This is a genomic window from Kitasatospora aureofaciens (assembly GCF_019192735.1).
Taxonomy (GTDB): Bacteria; Actinomycetota; Actinomycetes; order Streptomycetales; family Streptomycetaceae; genus Kitasatospora; species Kitasatospora aureofaciens_A.
In genome coordinates this window covers 55,508-73,454 of record NZ_JAHTKP010000006.1, presented here as the reverse complement: position 1 = coordinate 73,454, position 17,947 = coordinate 55,508, and the positions used below count along the sequence as shown (strand labels likewise).

Annotated in this window: 20 protein-coding genes; 10 read left to right on the top strand and 10 right to left on the bottom strand. The window is 73.6% G+C overall.

The window, feature by feature from the left end:
• The first annotated feature begins 17 nt into the window (after positions 1–17).
• The 3 genes from paaC to paaE are packed head-to-tail and all read left to right on the top strand — an operon-like array spanning position 18 to position 2,611.
• Positions 18–953 (top strand): 1,2-phenylacetyl-CoA epoxidase subunit PaaC, encoded by a 936-nt coding sequence (gene paaC / locus KV557_RS08830; RefSeq protein ID WP_218199216.1) that lies wholly within the window; start codon positions 18–20, stop codon positions 951–953.
• An 8-nt stretch (positions 954–961) separates the two neighbouring features.
• Positions 962–1,492, top strand: coding sequence for a 1,2-phenylacetyl-CoA epoxidase subunit PaaD (gene paaD, locus KV557_RS08825; RefSeq protein WP_218199215.1), 531 nt, complete (start codon positions 962–964; stop codon positions 1,490–1,492).
• Complete coding sequence (gene paaE, locus KV557_RS08820; RefSeq protein WP_218199214.1) at positions 1,493–2,611, top strand: 1,2-phenylacetyl-CoA epoxidase subunit PaaE; 1,119 nt, start codon at positions 1,493–1,495, stop codon at positions 2,609–2,611. It abuts the gene before it with no gap.
• Between the two features lie 93 nt (positions 2,612–2,704).
• Here paaE and KV557_RS08815 read toward each other — a convergent pair whose 3' ends face one another.
• Positions 2,705–3,805 (bottom strand): NAD(P)-binding domain-containing protein, encoded by a 1,101-nt coding sequence (locus KV557_RS08815; RefSeq protein ID WP_218199213.1) that lies wholly within the window; start codon positions 3,803–3,805, stop codon positions 2,705–2,707.
• 202 nt (positions 3,806–4,007) lie between these two features.
• Complete coding sequence (locus KV557_RS08810) at positions 4,008–4,379, bottom strand: YbjQ family protein (RefSeq protein ID WP_218199212.1); 372 nt, start codon at positions 4,377–4,379, stop codon at positions 4,008–4,010.
• 123 nt (positions 4,380–4,502) lie between these two features.
• Between KV557_RS08810 and KV557_RS08805 the strand changes: the two genes are divergently transcribed.
• The 3 genes from KV557_RS08805 (at position 4,503) to KV557_RS08795 (ending at position 6,852) form a co-directional block, all read left to right on the top strand.
• A complete protein-coding gene (locus KV557_RS08805) occupies positions 4,503–5,435 on the top strand; it encodes a hypothetical protein (protein ID WP_218199211.1) in 933 nt (310 codons plus the stop codon).
• A gap of 131 nt (positions 5,436–5,566) precedes the next feature.
• A complete protein-coding gene (locus KV557_RS08800; protein WP_218199210.1) occupies positions 5,567–6,028 on the top strand; it encodes a hypothetical protein in 462 nt (153 codons plus the stop codon).
• 101 nt (positions 6,029–6,129) lie between these two features.
• Entirely contained in the window at positions 6,130–6,852 is a 723-nt protein-coding gene (locus KV557_RS08795; RefSeq protein ID WP_218199209.1) for an aminoacyl-tRNA hydrolase, read from the top strand.
• Positions 6,853–6,916: 64 nt separating this feature from the next.
• On the opposite strand, the gene KV557_RS08790 is transcribed toward KV557_RS08795, so the two are convergent.
• The 6 genes from KV557_RS08790 to modA all read right to left on the bottom strand — a co-directional run bounded on the left by KV557_RS08790 (position 6,917) and on the right by modA (position 10,905).
• Complete coding sequence (locus KV557_RS08790) at positions 6,917–7,294, bottom strand: ArsR/SmtB family transcription factor (protein WP_218199208.1); 378 nt, start codon at positions 7,292–7,294, stop codon at positions 6,917–6,919.
• On the bottom strand, positions 7,291–7,746 hold the full coding sequence (locus tag KV557_RS08785) for an SRPBCC family protein (RefSeq protein ID WP_218199207.1): 456 nt from the start codon (positions 7,744–7,746) through the stop codon (positions 7,291–7,293). Before KV557_RS08785 ends, KV557_RS08790 begins: the two co-directional genes overlap by 4 nt.
• 141 nt (positions 7,747–7,887) lie before the next feature.
• Positions 7,888–8,967: an ABC transporter ATP-binding protein gene (locus tag KV557_RS08780; RefSeq protein ID WP_218199206.1), complete on the bottom strand. Its 1,080-nt coding sequence runs from the start codon at positions 8,965–8,967 to the stop codon at positions 7,888–7,890.
• Positions 8,964–9,095 (bottom strand): hypothetical protein, encoded by a 132-nt coding sequence (locus KV557_RS42380; RefSeq protein WP_256177137.1) that lies wholly within the window; start codon positions 9,093–9,095, stop codon positions 8,964–8,966. The genes KV557_RS08780 and KV557_RS42380 overlap by 4 nt, the downstream gene beginning before the upstream one ends.
• The gene (locus tag KV557_RS08775) at positions 9,092–9,892 is read right to left on the bottom strand and encodes an ABC transporter permease (RefSeq protein WP_218199376.1); all 801 of its coding nucleotides are present in this window, start codon (positions 9,890–9,892) and stop codon (positions 9,092–9,094) included. The genes KV557_RS42380 and KV557_RS08775 overlap by 4 nt, the downstream gene beginning before the upstream one ends.
• A 149-nt stretch (positions 9,893–10,041) precedes the next feature.
• Positions 10,042–10,905 carry a molybdate ABC transporter substrate-binding protein gene (modA, locus tag KV557_RS08770; RefSeq protein WP_218199205.1) on the bottom strand — a complete coding sequence of 288 codons (864 nt, stop codon included), beginning with the start codon at positions 10,903–10,905 and terminating at the stop codon, positions 10,042–10,044.
• A 371-nt stretch (positions 10,906–11,276) separates the two neighbouring features.
• Here modA and KV557_RS08765 point away from each other — a divergent pair, with 371 nt between their 5' ends.
• Together KV557_RS08765 and KV557_RS08760 are read left to right on the top strand one after the other, a co-directional pair.
• Positions 11,277–12,344 (top strand): RNA ligase (ATP), encoded by a 1,068-nt coding sequence (locus tag KV557_RS08765; protein ID WP_218199204.1) that lies wholly within the window; start codon positions 11,277–11,279, stop codon positions 12,342–12,344.
• Between the two features lie 170 nt (positions 12,345–12,514).
• Positions 12,515–13,891 carry a cytochrome P450 gene (locus KV557_RS08760; protein ID WP_218199203.1) on the top strand — a complete coding sequence of 459 codons (1,377 nt, stop codon included), beginning with the start codon at positions 12,515–12,517 and terminating at the stop codon, positions 13,889–13,891.
• A gap of 181 nt (positions 13,892–14,072) precedes the next feature.
• On the opposite strand, the gene KV557_RS08755 is transcribed toward KV557_RS08760, so the two are convergent.
• Positions 14,073–14,444, bottom strand: coding sequence for a hypothetical protein (locus tag KV557_RS08755; RefSeq protein ID WP_218199202.1), 372 nt, complete (start codon positions 14,442–14,444; stop codon positions 14,073–14,075).
• 203 nt (positions 14,445–14,647) lie between these two features.
• Here KV557_RS08755 and KV557_RS08750 point away from each other — a divergent pair, with 203 nt between their 5' ends.
• Both KV557_RS08750 and KV557_RS08745 read left to right on the top strand, forming a co-directional pair.
• Complete coding sequence (locus tag KV557_RS08750) at positions 14,648–15,316, top strand: RNA polymerase sigma factor (protein ID WP_308129815.1); 669 nt, start codon at positions 14,648–14,650, stop codon at positions 15,314–15,316.
• A 5-nt stretch (positions 15,317–15,321) separates the two neighbouring features.
• Entirely contained in the window at positions 15,322–16,278 is a 957-nt protein-coding gene (locus KV557_RS08745) for a hypothetical protein (RefSeq protein ID WP_218199201.1), read from the top strand.
• 112 nt (positions 16,279–16,390) lie between these two features.
• Here the strand turns inward: KV557_RS08745 and KV557_RS08740 are convergent, their stop codons facing one another.
• The gene (locus tag KV557_RS08740) at positions 16,391–17,860 is read right to left on the bottom strand and encodes a cation:dicarboxylate symporter family transporter (protein WP_218199200.1); all 1,470 of its coding nucleotides are present in this window, start codon (positions 17,858–17,860) and stop codon (positions 16,391–16,393) included.
• Positions 17,861–17,947 lie beyond the last annotated feature (87 nt).

The following is a 17,947-nucleotide window of genomic DNA, read 5'->3' as shown; positions in this document are numbered from 1 at the left end:
GAACCGCCATGCACGCCATGCACGATCACACCGCACCGGCCACCACCGCACCGGCCACCGGCACAGCAGCGGACGCCGACGACCACGTCTACCTCAGCCTCGCCGAGGCCACCCCCGGCCCCGAGGGCGAGGGCCGCTGGGCCTATGGGACGGGCTTCGCCGACCCGCTGCTCGGTGTGGACACCGCTCTGCCCCCCGGCCTCGACGGCGCCGACCTCGCCGCCTACTGCCTGATGCTCGGCGACGACGCCCTGATCCTCGCCCAGCGGCTGACCGAGTGGTGCACCCGGGCGCCGGAGCTGGAGGAGGAGGTCGCGCTCGCCAACCTCGGCCTCGACCTGCTCGGCCAGGCCCGCCTGCTGCTCACCCGGGCCGGCCAGGCGGACGGTTCCGGGCGCACCGAGGACGACCTGGCGTACTGGCGCGAGGAGCACGAGTTCCGCAACGTCCGCCTGGTCGAGACCCCGAACGGCGATTTCGCGCACTCGATCGCCCGGCTGCTCCTGTTCGCCACCGCCCGCGGCGCCCTGTACGAGGCGCTGAGCGCGCACCCGGACCCGGTGCTGGCGGCGGTGGCGGCGCGTGGTGTCAAGGAGCTGGCGTACCACCGCGAGTACGCCACCGCCTGGACGCTGCGGCTCGGCGACGGCACGCCGTACTCGTCGGCGCGGATGCAGGCCGGGCTGGACGCGGTGTGGCCGCTGCTGGACGAGCTGTTCACGGCACACCCGGCGGAGCTGCGGGCGGGCGTCGACCCGGCGACGTTGCGCGAACCGGTGCTGCGCTCGCTCGCCGCCGTCCTCGCCGAGGCCGGGCTGACCGTGCCGGACGTCCCGCCGCTGGCCACCGTTCTGGGCCTGGGCGGCCGGGACGGGGTGCACACCGAGGCGCTCGGTCCGCTGCTCGCGGAGCTCCAGGTGGTGGCCCGCGCACACCCGGGGGCGACGTGGTGACGGACACGATGACGACCCGCGACCTGGCCTGGGAGACCGCCGCTGCCGTCCCGGACCCGGAACTGCCCATGCTCACCCTGGCGGACCTGGGCGTGCTGGCCGACGTCGAGACGGCGGACGGGACCGTGACCGCCTGGCTGACCCCGACCTACTCGGGCTGCCCCGCCGTCGCCGAGATGGCCGCCGACGTGGACCGTCGGCTGCGCGCGGCCGGCTACCGGGACGTCCGGGTGAGGCTGCGGCTGGACCCGCCGTGGTCCACCGACCTGATCACCGCCGAGGGCCGCCGCAAGCTCGCCGAGGCGGGCATCGCCCCGCCGCGCCACACCTCCGCGGTCACCGGGCCGGTATCGCTCGTCCTGGGCCCCACCCGCGCGGCGACAACCGGCACTGCCTCGCCCGCTTTCGCCCCGGTGCCCTGCCCGCACTGCGGTGACACCGACACGGAGGAGCTGTCCCGCTTCGGCTCCACCGCCTGCAAGGCCCTCTGGCGCTGCCGCGCCTGCCGCGAGCCGTTCGAACGCGTCAAGGAGATCTGAATGCCCGCCACCCAGACGGATCCGCGCCCGGACATCCGCCCCGCCCGCCGCCCGGCCTTCCACCGGCTGCGGATCGAGCGGATCGAGCGGCTCTGCGAGGACGCCGTGGCGGTCACGTTCGCGGTGCCGGACGGGCTCGGGGAGGACTTCGCGTTCCGGCCGGGCCAGACGCTGACGCTGCGCAAGGTGGTGGACGGCACCGACGAGCGCCGCTCGTACTCGATCTGCGCCCCCGTCGGCGGCCCGCTGCGGATCGCCGTGCGCGAGGTGCCGGGCGGGCTGTTCTCGCGCTGGCTGGTGCGGGAGGCGCGGCCCGGCGAGGAGGTCGACGTGCTGACGCCGACCGGCCTGTTCACCCCCGACCTCGGCGTCCCTGCCGACCACGTGCTGCTCGCGGCCGGCTCCGGCATCACCCCGATGCTGTCCATCGCGGCCTCCGTGCTGGCCGCCGACCGCCGCTCCACCGTCACCCTCCTCTACGGCAACCGGCGCAGCGACACCGTCATGTTCGCCGACGAGCTGGCCGACCTGAAGGACCGCTACCTCGGCCGCTTCCAGCTGGTCCACGTGCTGTCCCGGGAGACCCGGGACGCCGAACTGCTCAGCGGCCGCCTGGATCCCGAGCGGGTGCGGGCGCTGCTGAACGCGCTGGTGGACGTCGAGGCGGTCGGCCACTGGTGGCTCTGCGGGCCGTTCGGCATGGTCGCCGGGGCGAAGGAGCTGCTCGCCGACCTGGGCGTGCCGGGGGAGCGCGTCCACCAGGAGCTGTTCCACGCCGAGGACGAGCCGGTCGCCGAGCGCGCGGACGACCGGGACGCGGCCGACGCGGCGGACGGCGGCGCGCACTGCGAGGTCACCGTCGTCCTCGACGGCCGCGGCAGCACGCTCACCCTCCCGCGCGACCGCTCGATCCTGGACGGCGCCCAGCGCTCCCGCCCCGACCTGCCGTTCGCCTGCAAGGGCGGGGTCTGCGGCACCTGCCGCGCGCTCGTCACGGAGGGCGAGGTGGAGATGCGCCGCAACTTCGCGCTGGAGGAGAAGGAACTGGCCGCCGGCTACGTCCTCACCTGCCAGGCCCGCCCGCTGACCGACCGGGTGACCGTCGACTACGACCGCTGATACGCCTGGTACGCCGCTCGCGTCGACGCTCGCCAGGCTGGGGCTGGGCAGTTGGGCAGGGGTCGGCCGGGACTGAATCGGTGCTGGCCGTGCCTACGCCACGACCGGGGCCAGGAGCTCCGCCGGATCGCCGAGCAGGCGGACCAGGTCGTTGACGGCGGCGCGGCCGGCTCGGTTGGCGCCGATGGTGCTCGCCGACGGGCCGTAGCCGACCAGGTGGACGCGCGGATCGGCGGTGGCGCGGGTGCCGGTGAGGGCGATGCCGCCGCCGGGGGAGCGCAGCCCGAGCGGGGCCAGGTGCCCGACCTCGGGGCGGAAACCGGTGGCCCACACGATGGCGTCCACCGCCAGCTCCTCGTCGCCCCACGCCACCCCGCGCTCGGTGAGCCGGTCGAACATCGGGCGGCGGTGCAGCGCGCCCAGCTCCTCCGCGCGCCGGTAGGCGACGGACGGGCCGAGCCCGGTCACGCTCACCACGCTGCGCACCGGCAGGCCCTGGCGGACCCGCTCCTCGACCTTGGCGACCACCGCGCGCCCGTACTCGGGGGTGAACGGTCCGTCGTGGTAGACCGGCGGGGTCCGAGTGACCCAGATCGTCTCGCCGACCGCCGCGACCTCCGACAGCACCTGGATCGCGGACGCACCGCCGCCCACCACCAGCACGCGCTTCCCGGCGAACTCCTCCGGGCCGCGGTACTCGGCGTAGTGCAGCTGCCGTCCGGTGAAGTGGCCGGGGTAGTCCGGGAGGAAGGGGCGGTTCCAGGTGCCGGTGGCGTTGATCAGCGCCCGGGTGGACCAGGTGCCGCGGTCGGTCTCCACCAGCAACCGCGAGTCCGGGCGGTCCGACTCGGCGCGCACGGCGCGGACGGTGACGGGGCGCACGACGGGGAGCGCGTGTCGCGCCTCGTACGCCTCGAAGTACCCCGGCACCACCTCGCGGGCGGGGGCCTGCGGGTCGGGCACCGGCAGTTCGGCGTCGGGCAGGTCGTGGAAGCCGTGCACGGTGGCCATCCGCAGCGACGGCGAGCGGTGCGCCCAGGCGCCGCCCGGGCCGGTGCCGGCGTCGAGCACGACGAAGCCGCCATCGGCGTCCGCCCGGTAGGGGGTGAAGCCGCGGCGGCGCAGGTGGTAGGCGGCGGACAGGCCTGCCTGCCCGGCGCCCACCACCAGGACGTCCACGCGCCGGACGTCCATGCGCCGCTGCCGGCCGTCGTTGGTTGCGGCGTTAGTTGCACCGTAAACAGTCACGCCGGTGAAACATCGGCGGTGCGGCGGGTGTTCCCGCGACGGTCGGGGGCGGCGGACGTCCATGCCGGCGGCGCCGCCCTCGTCGCGTCGAAGCGAACAGCCGAAGCGAACCGCTGCCGTGCTGCGGTCCCGCGCTGCGGTCGGACCGTCAGGCGGCCGGGGAAACCACGACGGCCGTGCCGTACGCGCAGACCTCGGTACCGACGTCCGCCGCCTCCGTCACGTCGAAGCGCATCATCAGCACCGCGTTGCCCCCGCGCGCCTTGGTCTGCTCGACGAGCCGCTGCATCGCCTCGTTGCGGCTCTCCACCAGGGTCTTCGTCAGACCCTTCAGCTCGCCGCCGATCAGCGACTTCAGGCCGGCGCCGATCTGGCTGCCGATGTGCCGGCTGCGCACCGTCAGCCCGAACACCTCGCCGATCACGTGGTCGACCCGGAACCCCGGGATGTCGTTGGTGGTCACGACCAGGACGTCGGCGTTCGGGCCCTGCCCGCCGCCGTACTCGTTGATGTCAGCCATGGGGTCATCCTGCCGGTGTCGTGCGTCCGAGTGACAGAGGCGTGGCCGGGGCGTGGCCGAGAAGGAATCCGGAAGCTGGTTCAGACCGGTGATCGAGCGGCCGAAAAGCCGTACCGTAGCCCCATGGGCGAGCGAAGCGATCATCCACAGGGGCCGGGCGCGGCGGAGGACTCCGGTGCGCAGGAGATCGAGGCGACGGTGGTGCTGGGCCTGCGGATCACCGACTGGCCGGCGCTGCGCGCCGCGGCGATCGCGGCCGTGGAGGAACTGGACTTCGACGGCATCGACCCGGCCGGCCAGCGCCGCGACCTGCTGCGCGAGGTGGCCGAGGACGCCAACGCGGCGCTCGGCGCGCTGCTGCACCCGGACCGGCTGGTGGCCGCGATCCCGGGCGTCGAGGCGATCGGCGGCACGCTGGAGATCAGCGTCACCGAGGACTTCGCGCCGGACTTCGCCGAGCTGTTCCCGCTGGAGGGCGACGAGGACGACGACGGCGGCGCGGGTGCGGACTGGACCCTCACCCCGCGCACCGCGTGCCTCCTCCACGCCCAGCTGATCGGGCTGGCCGACGCCGCCTACGACGACCTGGACGAGCACGGGGACGACCCCGTCGCCGAGGGCGAGGACGCCGACTGGACGGTCTTCTCGCGGCTGCCCCAGCGCACCTGGCGGCTGCACCGGGGATGGCGCCGCGCGATGGCCCGGACCTTCGACGACCTCGCCGACGACCTCGCGCTCGGCGAGTGGCCCCTGCCGCGCTGCCTGGCCGAGGATATTGCGCTGCGGATGGCCCTCGTCGACGCTCGCGTGTTGCTCGGCGCCCAGCCCGAGTCGGTGGCCGACATGATGGGCGACCTGCCGGCCGACCTGTACGACTACGACTGGGACGGCTGCCACGACGAGCTGTTCGGCGTCTTCGGCCCGGACGACGGCGACCCGGAGCTCGCCGCCGAGCAGCGCACCGAGCTGCTGCTCGCGGCGACCCACCCGGAGGGCTGGTTCCTGGTCTACGAGGACGCGGAGGAGCGCGACGCCCAGCGCGGCTACCGGCGCTGACCCGTCGTCCGGCGGGTTCCCGGGGTGACGGCTAGGCTGCGGGCATGTCCGATGTATCTGATGTGCGCGATATGTCCGGGGATTCGGGGCCCGGGGATGCGGGACTCGGGGATTCAAGTGGCCGTCGGGGTGTGACCGGGGACGACCCGGTGCTCGCCCGGATCGCGCTCGGACTGGAGGGTGTGCAGGCAGCGCAGCGCGGACGGACGGCCGAGGCGCGGGCCAGCTTCGAGGCGCTGTGGGAGGCGCTGGGCGAGCGCGGCGACGTCTTCCACCGCTGCGTGCTCGCCCACTATCTGGCCGATCTGCAGGACGACCCGCGGGCCGAGCTGGAGTGGGACCGCCGGGCGCTGGCCGCCGCCGACTCGCTGACCGCCGAGCGCGCCCAGACCTACGAGTCCGCCCTCCAGGTACGGGCGTTCTATCCGTCGCTGCACCTCAACCTGGCGTCCGACCACCTGAAGCTGGGCGAGCCCGACCTCGTGCGGGAGCAGTTGGAACGCGCCGTCCGCAGCCTGGACGCCCTCCCCGAGGACGACTACAGCGCGGGCATCCGTACGGCCGTCGACGAGCTGCGGCAGCGGTTGCGCTGAGCGGTTGCGCTGAGCGGTTGCGCTGAGCGGTTGTGCTGAGCGAGGCGGGAGGGGGCAGACCGGCGTGATCACCCGGCTTGCGGGGCTGGCATGCTGGACGGGTGACTTCTCCGTTCGACGCACCGGCCCCCGCTTCCGCCTCCGTCCCTGCGCCCGATGACCGTGACACGCGGGATCAGTACGTGCTGCCGCTGGTCGTGCGGCTGGAGCGGGCCATGCCGCCCGGGCGGACCGACGCGCTGGAGACCTCGGCCCGGGCGGTCCTGACCTTGCTGGCCGACCCGCGGGTGACCGAGCCGGACGGCGAGTGGGCCGAGCGGGTCGCGGCCTGGGAGGACGCCCGGATCCGCAAGGTGGTCCGGCGTGCCCGGGGCGGGGAATGGCGGCGCGCGGGCGAGCTGCCGGGGATCACCGTGCATGGGCGGGAGGCCGAGGTGCGGGTGTTCCCGCCGATCCCGCTGGACGGTTGGCCGAAGGACCTCGCCAAGCTCCAGGTCTCCGGGACGGACCTGGAGGATGTCGCCGAGGTTGACGCCCCCGAGCCGGGCGTCCCGGTGCTCTGGCTCAACCCGGAGCTGGAGATGAGTGCCGGCAAGACGATGGCCCAGACCGGGCATGCCGCCCAGCTCGCCTGGTGGCGGCTCGACGAGGCGCAGCGCAAGGAGTGGGCGGAGAGCGGGTTTGCGCTCGCCGTCCGGACGCCGGCGCCGGAGGCGTGGGTGGAACTGGTGGCGAGCGGCCTGCCGGTGGTCCGGGACGCGGGCTTCACCGAGATCGCGCCGGGGAGCTGCACGGTGATCGCGGACCACCCGGGGCTGCGGTAGGGCGAACAAATGACAGATGACAGATGACAGATTTCGAAACCTGTCATCTGTCATCCGAAACCTGTCATTCCACCGCGCCGCCGCCCTCGTCCCCCTCCGGCGGCACCGCACCGCCGCTCTCGGCGAGGTGCTTGATGGCGAGCAGGCGACGGTCCCAGGCGTCGGCCAGGCCGGCCATCCAGCGGGCGGTGGCGGCGAGGGCAGGGGTGGCGGGCCGGTAGCGGACCTCGCGGCCGACTCGGTGGGCGGTGACGAGGCCGGCCTGGTCGAGGACGGCGAGGTGCTTGACCACGGCCTGCCGGGTGACGGGGAGTTCGGCGGCGAGCGTCGTCGCCGTTGCGGCGCCCCGGGCGGCGAGGGCGTCGAGGATGCGGCGCCGCGTCGGGTCGGCGAGTGCGACCAGGACGGCGGCGGCCGGATCGTCCTCGTACTCCGCCGTCATGCCGCCAACTTCTCCGCCTGCCGGGCGAGTTCGGGGAGCTTGCGGTCCCAGCCGGCGCTGTTCTGTTCGTGGCGGGCCCGGGCGGCTTCGGCGGGCAGGGCCGTCAGGGCCGCGAACCCGCTCTCGACCATCCGCAGGCGGGTGCCGCCGAGTTCGGGCGTGAGGGTGAACTCGACCAGGGTGGCGTTGCCCTCGGCCGGTTCCTCCCCGGCCGCGCCCTGGGGCCAGCGGTAGGAGAACACCTCCGGCCGCTCGACCCGCTCGATCCGGGCGGGCAGGATGCCGTGCACCCCGTGGTCGAAGACCAGTCGCCCACCCGGCCGCAGGTCGATCTCGGCCGGGGTGCCGCTGCCGAACCAGGCGCCCAGGAACTCGGCCTGGGTGAGGATCTCCCAGACCCGCTCGCGGGGTGCCGCGATGACGATCTCACGCTCGATGCTGTCGGCGACCATGCCGTGAACCTCCTCGATTCGCTACCTCAGGGTTGCACATCGGCGCGGCAACGTGCAACCGATGGGTTGCTAATCGCGCGAGGCCTCCTACCGAGCACGCCCGCCAGGAAGCTGCGGGCGAGGCCGGGGGACAGTCGCGGCTCAGGCCGGATAGGCGTGCGTCTGGGTGGCCTTGACCGAGACCCACACCCTCGTGCCGGGCGCCAGATCGAGCTCCGCGACGGCGGCCGGGGTGAGGTCCGCGGCCATCGGCAGGTCGCCGGTGAGGTCGGCGCGGACCTGGTCGCCGTGCAGGTCCAGGCCGGTGACCTCGGCCTCCCACACGTTGCGCGCGCTGGAGTCGGGCCGCTCCCGGTGCAGGGTCACGGCGGACGGCGGGAAGACGACGAACGCCGAGCCGGACAGCTCCTCGGTAGTGGCCAGCACCGTGCCGTCCGCCAGCGTCACCCGGTGGCCGTCGGCCTGCCCCTGATACAGGTTGAGGCCGACCAGGCGGGCGATGTAGTCGGTGCGCGGCCGGCGGGCGATCTCGGCCGGAGTGCCGGACTGCACCTCGCGGCCGCCCTCGATCACCACCAGCCGGTCGGCCAGCACCATGGCGTCCAGCGGGTCGTGCGTGACCAGCACCGCCACTGCCTCGAACTCGGCCAGATGGCGCCGGAGTTGGGCGCGCACGTCGAGGCGGGTGCGGGCGTCCAGGGCGGCCAGCGGCTCGTCCAGCAGGAGCAGCCGGGGCCGGACGGCCAGCGCCCGGGCGAGAGCCACCCGCTGCGCCTGGCCGCCGGAGAGGCTGCCCGGACGGGCGGCGGCGTGGTCGGCCAGGCCCATCCGCTCCAGCCAGGCCGCGGCCTCGGCCCGTGCGGCGCGCTTCGGGCGGCCCTGGCAGCGCGGGCCGAAGGCGACGTTGTCGAGCGCGCTGAGGTGCGGGAAGAGCAGGTAGTCCTGGAACACCACGCCGACCGGGCGCTCCTCGGCGGGGGTGTGCAGGTGTTGCCCGGGGTGCGCGAGCAGGCGGCCGTCCAGGCGCAGGTGGCCGCCGGTGAGCGGGAGCAGCCCGGCGAGGGCGCGCAGGGCGGTGGACTTGCCGGCGCCGTTCGGGCCGAGCAGGGCGATCACCTCGCCGGGCGCGGCGGTGAGGGCGAGGTCGAGCGTGAACGCGGCGCGGTCCACCCGCAGTCGGGCGTCGAGGGCGGGGACGGTGGTCATGGGGGCTCTGGTCATGGGGCGGCCGTCCAGAGGATCGGGGCGGTCATGATGGCCGCGGCCATGGTCGCTGCGGTCATGGCGGCCGTGGTTGTGGTCGCTGTGGGCGTGGCGGCGGCGGTCATGGTGGCTGGGGCGGCCGTCATGGCGTCGACATCCACCGGTCGCGCAGGCCGACCAGGACCGCGACGGAGACGACCAGCAGGACCAGGGAGAGTGCGATCGCCGCCTCCGGGTCGGACTCCATGGCGAGGTAGACGGCCAGCGGCATCGTCTGCGTCCGGCCCGGGAAGTTGCCCGCGAAGGTGATCGTCGCGCCGAACTCGCCGAGCGCCCGGGCCCACGCGAGGACGGCCCCGGCGGCGATGCCCGGGGCGATCAGCGGCAGGGTGACCCGGCGGAACGCGGTCAGCCGGGACGCGCCGAGCGTCGCGGCGGCCTCCTCGTAGCGGGGGTCGGCGGCCCGCAGCGCGCCCTCGACGCTGATCACCAGGAACGGCATCGCCACGAACGCCTCGGCGATCACCACCCCGGTGGTGGTGAACGGCAGCGTGATGCCGAACGTCGAGTCCAGCCAGGAGCCGACGATCCCGCGCCGGCCGAGGACCAGCAGCAGCGCCACACCGCCGACCACCGGCGGCAGCACCAGCGGCAGCGTGACCAGCGCCCGGATCACCCGGCGGCCCGGCAGCTCGGTGCGGGCGAGCAGCCAGGCCAGCGGGACGCCGAGGACCAGCGACACCGCGGTGGCGGCCGTCGCGCAGACCAGGGACAGGCGCAGCGCCTCCCACACGGCGGTGCTGGTGAGCTGGTCGGACAGGGTGCTCCAGGGGGCCCGGATCAGCAGGCCGACCAGCGGGAGGATCAGGAACGCCAGCCCGAGCAGCGCCGGGAGCAGCAGCGTGACCGGGACGCGCTGCGTATGCCGTCGCCGGCGTGGCAGGGCCTTCCGCGCTCGTGCTGCGCCTGGCGGGAGGGCTTCGGTGCCCGTGCCCGTGCCGGGGCCGGTCTCGTTGGGGTTGCCGACGCCGGCCCCGGGGGCGCCCCCACGGTCGTCCCCGGGGCCGGCGTCGGAGCCGGTGGTGCGGTCGCTCACGGCGCCTGGAAGCCCGCCGCGGTCAGCACCTGCTTGGCCTCGGGCGACTGCACGTACGCGACGAAGGCCGCGGCGCCGTCCTTGTTCGGGGCCTTGGCGAGGGCGGCGATCGGGTAGTCGTTCACGGCCTTGTCGGCCTCGGGGAAGTCCACGCCGTCGATCTTGCCGGCGTCGGCCTTCACGTCGGTCCTGTACACCAGCGAGGCGTCGACCTCGCCCAGCTCGACCTTGGTGAGCGCGCCCTTGACGTCCTGCTCCAGGGTGACCGGGGTGAGGTTGACGTTGGCGGCCTTGAGCGCGGTCAGGGCGGCGGCGCCGCAGGGCACCTCCTTCGCGCAGAGGGCGACCTTCACGCCGGAGGCAGTGAGGTCGTTCAGGCCGGTGATGTGCTTGGGGTTGCCCTTGGGCACGGCGATGGTGAGCGTGTTCTTGACGAAGGTCGCCGGCTGGCCGCTGGCGCCGCCCGGGTCGGTGACGGTCTTCATGGTGGCCGGGCTGGCGGCGGCGAAGACGTCGGCCGGGGCGCCCGAGTTGATGCTGGTGGCGAGGCTGGAGCTGCCGCCGAAGTTGAACTTGACCTTGGCGCCCGGGTTCGCGGCCTCGAACTTCTTGCCCAGCTCGGTGAAGGTCTCCTTGAGCGAGGCGGCGGCGAAGACGGTGATGTCGCCGGTGGCCTTCGGGACGCTGCCGCCGGTCGCCGCGCCGCTCGCTGTGCCGGTCGGGGCACTGGCGGACGATGAGGACGCCCCGCCGGAGGACTTGCTGCCGCCGTCGCTGCCGCACGCGGTGACCCCGAGGCTGAGGGCGAGGGCCGCGGCGGCGACGGCGAGTCTGCGGGTGGCGGTCGTACGGGGGCTCATCGGCGCTTCCCCTTCTGGGCACGCGCCGGAAGGGGCGCGGAGGTGAGGCCGCAGGTGCGGCCATTACGGTGATCATAGTGCCGCAAATGCGAGTGAGAAATCGTCTGTCGCATTGCACAGGCGGGGTGTGGCGGGGGTGTCTGCCCAGCTGTGGGAAGGCTCAAACGTGCACGGACGGTAGTGCCGGGGGTGGGTGGGGCGTGTGGGGGTGCGTGGCGGCGTGAGGTGGACGCGCGTCCGGCGCGCATCCGGCGCGCGTCGGACGGGTGGAAATTGCGTCGCGCCGAGGTGGCCCGAACGGCCAGAGTGGTGGCCGTCCGTGCTCTGGCCGACCTGCCGAGAGTGCCGAGCCAAGGGGGAGGAGTCCGTCCATGTCCACACTGCGCGTGACCGCCGAGAAGCTGATCATCCTGGAACACCCGAATGCCGATGCACTGGAGCTCGCGCAGGTCGGCCTCTACCGGGCGGTGGTCGCGAAGGGCAGGTACCGGACCGGCGACTACGCCGTCTATATTCCCGAACAGTCCGTGCTCCCGGCCGAGTTGATCGAGGATCTGGGCCTGACCGGCAAGCTGGCCGGCAGCCGGGCGGACCGGGTGAAGGCTGTCCGGCTGCGCGGCGAGCTGTCGCAGGGCATCGTCTGCCTCCCGGCCGCCCTGGCCGGCACCGACCTGGCCGCCGCCGCCGAGCGCGGGGACGACTTCGCCGAGGCGCTCGGGGTCGTCAAGTGGCAGCCGCCGATCCCGACCTCGATGAGCGGCGACGTGGTCAGCGCGCCGGACCTGCTGCCCTGGGTGGACATCGAGAACCTCAAGCGCTACCCGGACATCTTCGAGCCCGGCGAGCCGGTGGTGCTGACCGAGAAGCTGCACGGCAGTTGCTGCCTGGTGACGTACGTCGCCGCCACCGGCGAGGTGCAGGTCTCGTCCAAGGGCATCGGCGCGCAGGGGCTCGCGCTGGCCGAGGACGAACGCAACCTGTACTGGCGGACGGTGCGCGCCCACGGCATACCGGCCGTGGCGGCCCGGCTGGCCGAACGGCTCGGCGCCGAGCGGGTCGGTATCTTCGGCGAGGTCTTCGGCGCCGGCGTGCAGGACCTGACGTACGGCGCGTCCGGCCGGACCGAACTGCCCGGCTATGCCGCGTTCGACGTGTCCGCCGTGGTGGACGGGCAGCTGCGCTGGCTGTCGGCGGCCGAACTGCTGGACGGCGAACTGCCGTTGGTGCCCGAGCTGTGGCGCGGACCGTTCGACCCGGACGCCGTGCTGGCGCTCGCCCAGGGCAAGGAGACCGTCTCGGGGCGTGAACTGCACCTGCGCGAGGGCGTGGTGATCCGGCCGGTGACCGAGCGCTGGAGCATGGTCGTCGGCGGACGGGCGATCGCCAAGGTGGTCAGCGACGCCTACCTGACGCGCAAGGGCGGTACCGAGTACGAGTAACCGAGGGCGAGTAGGCGGTCCTTGGGCCTGCGGGGGGCTTGGCCCGGAAGGGGCCTGCGGGTGGAGGGGGGCGGACGCGGGCAGATCGGCGTCCGCCCCCTTCGTGAGCCCTTCCGCCACTGATCGACCGTCAGTTAGGTTGGTGGGTCGCCCGCGGAGAAGGAGACCCGATGACCACCACCACCGCCACTGTCACCCGCTCGATACCCGGCCCGCCCGGGCTGCCCCTGATCGGGTCGGGGCTCGACCTCGGCCGCCGTCCGCTGCGCACCCTGCGCGCCGCCCGGCGCGACTACGGCGACGTGGTCCGCTTCCACGTGGGGCCGATCGGGCTCGGGACCGACCTCTACGCGGTGTTCTCCCCGGAGGGCGCCCACCAGGTGCTGGGCAGCGAAGCCGCCAACTTCCGCAAGGACAACGCCTTTTACGACGAGCTGCGGACCAGCGTCGGCAACGGCCTGCTGACCAGCCAGGACGGCGACTACCAGCGCCAGCGCCGGCTCATCCAACCGCTGTTCACGCGCCGCCGGGTGGACGGCTACGCGGACGCGATCGCGCTGGAGACGCAGGCGCTCACCGAGCGCTGGCACACGGTGCCCGGCGGCGTCGTGGACGCGGCGGACGAGATGTCACGGTTCGCGCTGCGCGCGGTGTCGCGGATCCTGTTCGGCGCGGATGTGGAGGAGGCGGTGGCCGTCGTGCACAGCAGCTTCCCGGTGCTCGGCGCGTACGTCATGGACCGGGGCTTCGCCCCGATCCGGCTGCCGCGGCGCTTTCCGGCCCCGGCCAACCGGCGCGGCACCGAGGCGCAGCGGGCCCTGTACGCGGTCTGCGACCGGATCATCGCCGAGCGGGCCGTGCGCGGCCAGGCCGACGACGAAGCGGACGACCTGCTGGCGCTGCTGCGCCGGGCCCGCGGCGAGGACGGGGAACGGCTCGATCCGGCCGAACTCCGCGACCAGGTCCTGGTGTTCCTGCTCGCCGGGCACGAGACCACGGCCACCTCGCTCGCCTTCGCCCTGCACCTGCTCGCCGGGCACCCGGAGCAGCGCCGGCTCGCCCAGGAGGAGGCGGACGCGGTGCTGACCGGCCGCGCGCCGACCGCCGCGGACCTGGAGGCGCTGCCGTACATCACGCGAGTGCTGAAGGAGGCGATGCGCCTCTATCCGGCGGCGTCGCTGATCGGGCGGCGGTCGGTGGCGGAGACGGTCATCGACGGGCACGTCCTCCCGGGCGGCTCCCAGGTGCTCGTCGTGCCGTGGGTGACCCACCGGCACCCCGACCACTGGGACGAGCCGGACAGCTTCGACCCGGACCGCTTCCTGCCCGAGCGGGAGAAGGACCGGCACCGGTACGCGTGGTTCCCGTTCGGCGGGGGCCCGCGGGCGTGCATCGGGCAGCACTTCTCGATGCTGGAGGCGGTGCTGGCGCTGGGCGTGCTGCTGCGGGACTTCGACGTGGAGGTCGTGGACCGGCGGGTGGCGCTCGCCCAGGGCATCACGCTCCGGGCGGCGAGCCCGATGCGGATCCGGGTGACGGCGCGGTAGCGGGCGACTGCTGACGGCTGACAGATTTCAGCAGACAGATCACAGATTTCAAACTCTGTCATCTGTCTGCTGTCATCTGTTCGCTGTCGTCTGCCGGCGCTCAGTCCTCAGGGGCGCCGCCCCGCTGGGCGGCGCCCCTGGTTGGATGGTCGGGCGGTCAGATGGTCGGATGACGAGCCGGTCAGCCCCGGCTCTGGAACACGATCCGGGTCCAGGTGGAGCCCGGGCAGTTGCCCCACACGTCCCACGCCTCCGGCCGTGCGCCGATCCACAGGCCGGTGGTGTGCGAGCCGTCGGCGCAGTAGGTGATGGTGCGCATCTCGCCGGAGTAGACGTTGCAGTAGCCCTCCCAGCGCCAGCCGTAGTTGGCGGTGATGACGCAGTGGTAGGAGGCGGTGGCGACGGAGGGCAACGCGGCGCTCGCCCCCGCGATGACGGTCTGGTCGGTGGCCGGTTCGGCGGCGGCCGGCAGGGTGGTCGTCCCGAGCACGCCGAGGGCGGCGGCGGCCGTCACCCCGAACGTGGCGATCTTCCTGGCGATGCAACCCGACATGGGTGGTTCTCCTCGTTCAACGGTTCTCATCGGGCGGTGCGCCCCGACCGTGCGGAGCCGGTGGTCGGTGGTGAATTCCCGCTCCTCATGCGGCCGATGACGTATTGCACACGAATGACTGCGAAGAGTGAGACGACGAACTATGATGTGACCTGAGTCACAGTTGTGCGCCTGGTCGAGGTGAGCCCAACTGGGCCTTCGGGGTGCCGATTTCCGGGGAGAGCGGCATGGTGGAATTCAGCGATCGCTGTGCGGGTGGGTGCGAGCCGGGCGTCGAACCGGCCGATTTCAACCGGGTGTTCACGGAAATGCTGCCGAGACTCCACCTGGCGGCCGCCTCGCTTGCCGGAAGCCCGTGCGCGGCCGGGGACGTCGTGCACGACGCGTATCTGCGGATCGCCCGCCGCCCGGAGCGGTTCCTCGGCCATCCGCAGCCGTACGCCTACGTGTTCACGACGATGGCGAACATCCTGCGCGACCAGTGGCGCCGGGACCGCCGCCGGGCGACGTTGCCCGATCCGGTCGAGCGGGAGCAGGACCGCGCGGCGGCGGCCGACCCGCTCGGCGGGGGGATGGCGGAGCTGCAGGCGCGCTGGGAGGTGGTCCGGCTGCTCGGCTGTCTGACCGCCAAGCAGGCCCGGGTGGTGGTGCTGGTGGACCTCGACGGTTACAGCGTCGACGAGGCGGCGGAGCTGCTGGGGCTGCATCGCAGCACCCTGGCGGTCACCCGTCGGCGTGCCCACGCGCGCCTGCGTGCGCTCCTTGCGCGTGAGCGCGAGGTCGATGGGGGCGGTCGGCGGCCCGGCCCGGGCGGCCCGACGCACCGAGCTGACGACAAGTCAGCTGATGGGCCACCCCGGCCCGTACGCTGAAAATCGTGATCACGTACGAGGACCATTGCCTGCGCGCCCTGGCCGACGACGGCCGCTGGCCCGAACTGCTGGCCGCCTACCGGCAGACCCGGGCGGAAGCGGTGGAGCGCGTCGGCGAGCCGTACGGGCCGGCGGAGGCCGCACCGCTCGGTCACCTGATCGCGTACTCGGCGCCGCCGGAGCTGGCCGTCCGGCTGTTCGACCGGGACGGCGGCCCGGACACCGCGGCCGGGGCCGGCGACCACGACGCCGGACCGCTGTGGGAGGTGCTGGCGACCCGGCACTCCTGGCTGCGGCTGGCCCCGCTGCTCGGCCCGGCCCCCGTGCGCCGGCTGGTCGCGCACACCCGGGTGCTGGTCGGCGAGGACCTTTCTTACGGGGCCGAGCCGGACCCGGAGGGCGTGCCGCTCCGGCTGGAGCCGTGGGAGGCGGCGGGGTGGGGCGAGGGGGCTCGGGTTCGCGACTACCTGCCGGGCGGGGGTGCGCGCAGCGCGCTGCTGACGCTGCCGGCCAGCCGGGAGGGCCTCGGGTCGGTGGCGCTGCCCGAGCCCGGCCTGCGGCTGCGCGGGCAGCGGGCCACCCGGGCGCTGGCGGCGCTGGCGGACTGGGCGGAGGTGGCGTGTGTGCGCGGCCCGGCTTCGCAGGCGGCTGCCCAGCTGGCCCGTGGCCCGCTGGTCACCGGCGGGTACCTGCCGTTCGCGCTCGCCGTGCCGGCGCTGGTGCAGGCGGGGGTGGTGGACCGGGCGCGCGGCGCGGCGCACGGACGGCTGGCGCTCTGGCGGGCGCTGGGCGCCATGGCGGGTGCGGAGGGCCCGGTCCGGGCCGAGGTGAACGCGCTGGTGGCCCGGATGCGCTGCTTCACCTGGCACGAGCCGGCGGCCGGGCTGCGGCACCTTCATGTGGCGCTGGAGGATCCGGCGTGCGGTCTGGCCTGGGCGGTCAGTGGGTCCGAGGAGCTGTGACGGTGGTGGGTGGTGGGTGATGGACGGCGAGGGGATGACAACGAACAACTGACGGATAACAGATGTCGAAATCTGTCTTCCGTCAGTTGTTCGTTGTTACGGGGGCGGGGTGTCAGGCGGCCGTCGCCGCGCTGCCCCGGGCGGGAACGGCTTCAGGTTCAGGCGAAGGCGAACCCGCCGGAACTGCATGCGGCCCGTCCCCGTCGTGCGTGTCGATCAGCGTCCGCTCGTCGAACGGCAGCTCGCCCGCCAGCACCCGCCGCGCCCGCGCCGCGTCGAACTCGCCGGTCCAGCGCCCGATCAGGACGGTGGCGACGGCGTTGCCCGCGAAGTTGGTGAGCGCCCGGGCCTCCGACATGAACCGGTCGATGCCGACGATCAGCCCGACCCCGTCCACCAGCGCCGGCTTGTGCGACTGCAGCCCGCCGGCCAGGGTGGCCAGCCCGGCGCCGGTTACCCCGGCCGCGCCCTTGCTGGCGATCACCATGAAGACCAGCAGCGACAGCTGCTCGCCGATCGCCATCGGCTTGTCCATCGCCTCGGAGATGAAGATCGACGCCATGGTGAGGTAGATCGCGGTGCCGTCGAGGTTGAAGCTGTAGCCGGTCGGCACGGTGATGCCGACGACCGGGCGGCTGACGCCCAGGTGCTCCATCTTGGCGATCAGGCGGGGCAGCGCGCTCTCGGACGAGGACGTGGAGAGGATCAACAGGAACTCGCGGCCGAGGTAGCGCAGCAGCGCGAACACGTTGACCCCGGCGACCAGTCGCAGCAGCGCGCCCAGCACCACGATGACGAACAGGGCGCAGGTGACGTAGAAGCCGATCATGATGACGGCGAGGCTCTTCAGCGCGGCCGTGCCGGTCGCCCCGACCACGGCGGCCATCGCGCCGAAGGCGCCGATCGGCGCGACCCACATGATCATCGCCATGACCCGGAACACCAGCCGCTGCACGTGCTCGACGCCGCGCAGCACCGGGGCGCCGACCGGGCCCATCGCCTGCAGGGCGAAGCCGACGAGCAGTGCGACCAGCAGGGTCTGCAGCACCTTGCCCTCGGTGAGGGCCGAGAACATGGTGGTCGGGATCATCCCGAGCAGGAAGTCGGAGGTGGACTGCGCGCCGCCCGCCGCGGCCTGGGCGTGGCCGGACTTGGCCAGCGCGGCGGTCAGGTGCAGGCCGCCGCCGGGCTGCAGCAGGTTGCCGACCGCGAGGCCGATGGCCAGCGCGACTGTCGACATGGCGAGAAAGTAGCCGAGGGCCAGTCCGCCGACCTTGCCGACCTTGGCGGCCTTGGTGACCGAACCGATGCCCAGCACGATGGTGCAGAAGATCACCGGGCTGATCATCATCTTGATCAGGTTGACGAAGCCCGTCCCGACCGGCTTCAGCTCGACGGCGAAGTCGGGCGCGGCCAGCCCGACCACCACACCGGCGATCACGGCGGCGATGACGGCGAGGTAGAGGTAGTGGGTGCGGTCCCGCTTCGCGGGGGGCGGCGCGTCCTGCCCCCGCGTGCGGTGTCCGTCCGAGGTCTCCTCGGGTCTGCCCCCCGCCGGCTGTGCGGCTCCAGCGATCGACATCTGTGGCTCCTTCGCCCTGCAGTCCTGGCGGCCCCGGGTGGTGGGCCGCTCCGACTATCGGGCCCGGGAGTGACGGAGGTCACGTTT